Annotated in this window: 4 protein-coding genes; 3 read left to right on the top strand and 1 reads right to left on the bottom strand. The window is 72.5% G+C overall.

Annotated elements, in window-relative coordinates; translation table 11 throughout:
• Both F3J18_RS35195 and F3J18_RS35190 read left to right on the top strand, forming a co-directional pair.
• Positions 1 to 950: MFS transporter (locus F3J18_RS35195; RefSeq protein ID WP_166916728.1), on the top strand; the 950-nt coding region annotated here is incomplete at its 5' end.
• A 35-nt stretch (positions 951 to 985) separates the two neighbouring features.
• Positions 986 to 1,810 carry a putative hydro-lyase gene (locus tag F3J18_RS35190; RefSeq protein WP_166916726.1) on the top strand — a complete coding sequence of 275 codons (825 nt, stop codon included), beginning with the start codon at positions 986 to 988 and terminating at the stop codon, positions 1,808 to 1,810.
• A gap of 29 nt (positions 1,811 to 1,839) precedes the next feature.
• On the opposite strand, the gene F3J18_RS35185 is transcribed toward F3J18_RS35190, so the two are convergent.
• Positions 1,840 to 2,820 carry a hydroxymethylglutaryl-CoA lyase gene (locus F3J18_RS35185; protein WP_205195703.1) on the bottom strand — a complete coding sequence of 327 codons (981 nt, stop codon included), beginning with the start codon at positions 2,818 to 2,820 and terminating at the stop codon, positions 1,840 to 1,842.
• 406 nt (positions 2,821 to 3,226) lie between these two features.
• On the opposite strand from F3J18_RS35185, the gene F3J18_RS35180 reads away from it, so the two are divergent.
• Complete coding sequence (locus F3J18_RS35180) at positions 3,227 to 5,740, top strand: mechanosensitive ion channel domain-containing protein (protein WP_166916724.1); 2,514 nt, start codon at positions 3,227 to 3,229, stop codon at positions 5,738 to 5,740.
• The last annotated feature ends 182 nt before the right edge of the window (positions 5,741 to 5,922 follow it).

Here is a 5,922-nt window from a genome sequence, read left to right as displayed (position 1 = left end):
TGGCCGCGCCGGTGGCGCTGCTGCTGGCGCGCCTCGCGCAGGGCTTCTTCTCCGGCGCCGAGGTGACGGGCGCGGCCACCTATCTCGCCGAATCGGCGCCGCGCGGCCGGCGCGGCTTCTACGGCGCCTTCACGCCGGTGGGCGTGGCGATCGGCGGGGCGCTGGCCGCCACCGTCTGCGGGCTGACCACGGCCCTGGTCGGCGCCGAGCAGATGCACGCCGGCGGCTGGCGCATCCCGTTCCTGGCGGCGCTGCCGCTGGTGCTGCTGTCGGCGCTGATCCGCAAGCGCGTGGACGAATCGGTGGCGTTCCGCCAGTCGGCCGCGCGCCACGAGACCGTCAAGGCGCCGCTCTCCGAGCTGTTCGCGCATCACCGCGCGGCCCTGCTGAAGGTGTTCCTGATATCGCTGGGCCAGAACGCCGGCTACTGGGTCGGCTTCATCTTCATGAACATCTACCTGACCAGCTACCTGAAGTACGACAAGGCCAGCGTGTTCACCCTGATGGCCGTGATCAGCCTCGCGATGGCGGCGCTGATGCCCTTGTGGGGCGGGCTGTCGGATCGCATCGGCCGGCGCCGCGTGCTGCTGGTCGGCTTCGCCGGCTACATCGCGCTGATCTTCCCGATGATGGTGCTGATGAACCAGCAGAGCTTCGCGCTGGCCGCGCTGGCGATGTTCGTGGTGGCGCTGCCGATGCCGGCCGTGCAGTCGGTCGGCTACCCCACCTACGCCGAGCAGTTCCCCACCCGCGTGCGCTACACCGGCATGGCCTTCAGCTTCAACTTCGGCGCGATGCTCGGCGGCGGCGTGACGCCCTACCTGGCCACCGCGCTGATCGGCAGCACCGGCAACCTGATGTCGCCGGCCTTCCTGATGGTGGGCGCGCTCGTGATCGGCGGCCTGGCCCTGCTGAGGATGCGCGAGACGGCCGATGCCGCGCTCGAATGACGACCGCATGAAGACCGAATGAGGATCGCTCCCGGATGAACACGATCGACTCAGGCGCCCTGCACGCCTCGCCCGATGCACCCGCGCTCGACACGCCCCGCGCCGCGCGGCTGGCGTTCCGCGCCGGCTACGACGGCAATACCAGCGGCGCCGCGCCGGGCCACGCGCAAGGCAACCTGGTGATCCTGCCGGCCGCCTGGGCCGACGATTTCGCCGCCTACTGCCGCGCCAATCCGACGCCCTGCCCGCTGATCGGCATGACCGAGCCGGGCAGCCCGCTGCTGCCCGCGCTCGGCGAGGACCTCGACCTGCGCCGCGACCTGCCGCGCTACCGCGTCTGGCGCGACGGCGTGCTGGTCGACGAACCGCGCGAGATCGCCTCGCTCTGGCAGGACGATTTCGTCGGCTTCGTGATCGGCTGCTCGCTGTCCTTCGAACATGCCCTGGAGCAGGCCGGGCTGAGCGTGCGGCACGTCGACGAGCGCAAGGTGGTGCCGATGTACCGCAGCGCGATCCCGACCGTGCCGGTGGGGCCGTTCCGCGGGCCTACCGTGGTCTCGATGCGGCCCTACACGGCCGAGCAAACCGCGATCGCCTTCGAGGTCTGCGCGCGCCTGCCCGGCGCGCACGGTGCGCCGCTGCATGTCGGCGATCCGGCCGCGATCGGCATCGCCGACGTGAACCGCCCCGACGAGGGCGAGCCCACCGAGATCCGCGCCGGCGAGCAGCCGGTGTTCTGGGGTTGCGGCGTCACTCCGCAAGCGGCCGTGATCGAGGCGCGCCCGCCGATCTGCATCACGCACGCGCCGGGCTACATGCTGGTCTGCGATCCGCTGGTGGAGGATCTGCGCCTGGTTTGAGCGTCAGGCGCGCGCGGCTTGGGCTTGGCTCAGGCACAGGCCGCCGCACCGGCCGCGTGCCGCGCTCGCCAGGCCCGCCCCACCCGCGAGGCACCAGGCCGCCCCAGCGCGCGCGAGATGAATTCGCCGGCCTCGACCAGCCGCGCCAGGTCCACGCCGGTCTCGATCCCCAGCCCCTCGCAGAGATAGGCCAGGTCCTCGCTGGCGAGATTGCCGGTCGCGCCCGGCGAGAACGGGCAGCCGCCGATCCCCGCCACCGAGGCGTCGAAGATGGCGATGCCGGCCGCCAGCGCCGCGCAGACGTTGGCCACCGCCATCCCCCAGGTATCGTGGAAATGCCCGGCCAGCGCCGCGAGCGGCACCTCGCGCGCGCAGGCCTCCACCAGGCGCCGGGTGGCGAGCGGCGTGCCGCGCCCGACCGTGTCGCCGAGGCTGATCTCGTGACAGCCCATCCGGTACAGCTCGCCCGCCACCGCCGCCGCCTGCGCCGGCGCGACCTCGCCCTGGTACGGGCAGCCCATCACGCAGGACACGTAGCCGCGCACCGGCACGCCCGCCTCGCGAGCGGCCTCGATCACCGGCACGAAGCGCGCGAGGCTCTCGGCGATCGAGCATTCGATATTGGCTCGCGAGAAGGCCTCGGTGGCCGCCGCGAACACGGCGACCTCGTCGCAGCGCGCCGCGAGCGCCGCCTCCAGCCCGCGCCGGTTCGGCACCAGCGCCGACAGCACCACGCCCTCGCGACGGGGCAGCGCGCGCAGCACATCGGCGCCGTCGGCCATCTGCGGCACACGCCGCGGCGAGACGAAGGCGGCCGCCTCGATATGCCCGAGCCCGGCATCGGCCAGCCGCTCGACCAGCTCGACCTTGGTTGCGGTCGCAACCAGCGTCGCCTCGTTCTGCAGGCCATCGCGCGGCCCCACCTCGACGATGCGCACGCGCGCCGGAAGCGGCACGCCGCTTGCGTCACCGAAGCCGCCGCCCGGCGTACCGCGCCCGGTCGCCGCCATGTTCGGCCGTTGCCAATGCGCCCTCGGCGGCGCGGGAAATGAGCATCGCATCGTGTCGTCCTCCGTGTCGAAGCGCGCCGTCGGGCGCGGCGGAACGCGAAGCGGCCCGCGGCCCGACTATCGGATCCGCGGGCCCGCGCGGCAAGAGACGGTTCGCGACGACAGTCGCCGCGCTGTCATGGTGACAGCGCGGCGGCAGCCAACCTGGCAACAACCCGGCAACCGTAGCGAAACGCGTTCCCGCGCCGAAGCTGACGATCGGCTGTCGGTGCCCGGGACGATTCGCGCCGCCGGAGCGCGAGCCGAGGCTCGGCGGAACTAATCGGGGCGGGACGCAATCATGTTAACGTCCTGCCAACGCTCTCCAAGACGGGCCGCCGCCGACGCGGAGCCCCACCCATTCCCTATGCGACAGATCCTGATCGGCTGGCTGCTGGCCATCGTCGTCACCGCGGCCCATGCGGCCGCGCCCGCCTCCGCGGCGCCGGCCTCGGCCGCTTCCGGCGCCGTGCCGCCGCTCACCCCGCAGCAGGCCAAGCAGGCGCTCGCGGTGCTCGAGAACACGCAGCAGCGCGCGCAGTTCGAGGCCACCTTGCGCGCCATCGCGGCGGCCGGCGAACTGAGCACGCCGGTGCCCGCCAGCGCGGCCAGCGCCGCTTCCGCGGCAAGCGCGGCACCGGCATCGGCGGCGTCCACGCCGGTCGCGCTCCAGACCAACGGCCTGGCCTCGCAACTGGTGCGCCAGGGCTCGCACTGGGCCGCGCAGATCGGCAATGCGCTGCGCGATTCGCTGCGCTCGCTGCTCGACGTCGGCTCGGTCGGCAGTTGGTGGCGCAGCAAGCTCACCCACGGCGACGAACGCGCCGACTTCATGCACTTCCTGCAATTGATCCTGGGCGCGCTGCTGCCGGCGCTGGCGATCGAATGGTTCGCGCGGCGCCTGCTGCGCCGCGCGCTGGCGGCGCTGGCCGCGCGTCGCGCCAACGGCCACCACGACGAAAGCGCCGAAGCCGAAGCCGAAGCCAAGCCGGCCGGCGCGGCAAGCGGCGAGGCCGCGCCCTCGATCGCCGCCGCCGAGGCGAATGCCACCGCCCCCGCCGACGACGCAAGCCAGGACGCCCGACAAAGCGCCCACGCCACCCGCGGACGCGGCCACGCCCAGCACCACAGCACCCTGCTGCGGCGCATGCCGCGCGCGCTGGTGAGCCTGGCGCTGCGGGCGATCCCGGTGCTGGTGTTCGTCGGCGTGGCGACGCTGGCGATGTCGATGCTGACCGAGGACGACACGCCGCCGGCCGACGCGATCAGCGCGCTGATCGACATCTACGTGATCTGCCGCGTGGTGGCGATCGTCACGCGCCTGTTCCTCCAGCCCGACGCGCCGAACCTGCGCCTGCTGCACATGAGCGATCGCTGGGCCGTGTTCACGCAGCAGTGGATCCGCCGCATCGGGCTGGTGGTGGGCGGCTGCGCGGCGGTGGTCGAGATCGCCGCCAACTTCGGCCTCAGCGAGGCGGGCCACCTGGCCCTGCTCAAGGCCGTCGCGCTGGTGGGCCACGTGATGGTGTCGATCCTGATCCTGCAGTGCAGCCGCCCGGTGGCGGCGCGCATCCGCGCCCACGCGGCCGGCAATCCGTCGGTGACGGTGCTCGGCAACGCGCTGGCCGATGCCTGGGCGCCGGCCGCGGTGTTCATCGTGATGGCGCTGTGGTTCGTCTGGGCGCTCGACGTGCACAACGGCTACCACGTGCTGTTCGCGCTGGGCGGGCGCACCATTGCCGTGATGATCGGCATGCGGATCGTCTCGATCATCGTGTTCGGCGCGCTCGCACGGCTGTTCCAGCGGCGCGACAGCGAACGCGGCACGCTGGTGCATCGCCATGCCTATCGCTACTACCCGCTGGCGCGCCAGATCGTCTCCGGCGTGATCGGCATCGTCACCCTGGTCCTGCTGCTGCAGATCTGGGGCGTGCCGGTGCTGCGCGCCTTCGAGGCCGGCACCATCGGCCACCGGCTCGCCTCGGCCCTGGTGACGATCGCGATCGCCGCGGCGGTGGCGCTGCTGGTCTGGGAAGCGGCCAATATCGCGATCGAGCGCCGGCTCGACAGCTGGACCCAGCAGGGCAACCTGGTGCGCGCCGCGCGCCTGCGCACCCTGCTGCCGATGCTGCGCTCGCTGCTGTTCGTGATGATCGCGCTGGTGGTGGTGCTCACCGGGCTGTCGGAACTGGGCGTCAACGTCGGGCCGCTGCTGGCCGGCGCCAGCATCTTCGGGGTCGCGCTCGGCTTCGGCTCGCAGAAGCTGGTGCAGGATTTCATCACCGGCATCTTCCTGCTGATGGAGAACGCCATGCAGGTGGGCGACTGGGTCACCCTGGCCGGCGTGTCGGGCACCGTCGAATACCTGTCGATCCGCACCGTGCGGCTGCGCGCCGGCGACGGCTCGCTGCACACCGTGCCGTTCAGCTCGGTGTCGACCGTCAACAACACCAACCGCGGCCTGGGCAACGCGGCGGTGAAGGTCAGCATCCAGTACGGCGAGGACGTCGACCTGGCGGTGGCCACGCTCAAGGAGATCGGCGCGGCGCTGCGCGAGGATCCGCAGTACAAGGACGGCATCCTGTCGGACTTCAGCTACTGGGGCATCGATTCGGTGGACGGCGCGGCGATCGCGATGTCCGGGCAGATCCAGTGCAAGGACTCGACGCGCTGGGGCGTGCAGCGCGAATTCAATCGCCGCATCGCCGAGACCTTCCGCGATCGCGGCATCCGCATCGCCAACCCCCAGCGCAACGTGCTCGCGCGCGAGGCGCACGACGGCGCGATACCCGAGGATGCCGATCCGGCCACGCCGGCCGAGCGCGAATCGGGCAAGCCGGCCGGCGCGCCCGCCGATACGCCGCCGCCGGATCGTGGCTGAGGACGGCTCGGGGCGCCTGGATCGAACGCGGCGCATACCGGAAGCTCACGTCGCCCAAGGCCGTTCGCGAAGGCCGATGCGGCGCTCGGCAACCCGCCGCGCTCAGGCGCCCGCGCCGTCCGCCTCCTCGGCGGCGAGCCCGGCCAGCGCCCGCGCCAATGCGCGGATCCGCGGCTCCCGCG

This window comes from Burkholderia sp. Ax-1720 (genome assembly GCF_011753035.1).
Taxonomy (GTDB): domain Bacteria; phylum Pseudomonadota; class Gammaproteobacteria; order Burkholderiales; family Burkholderiaceae; genus Burkholderia; species Burkholderia gladioli.
The sequence above is the reverse complement of the archived record's forward strand: the minus strand, read 5'-3'. Positions and strand labels throughout refer to the sequence as shown.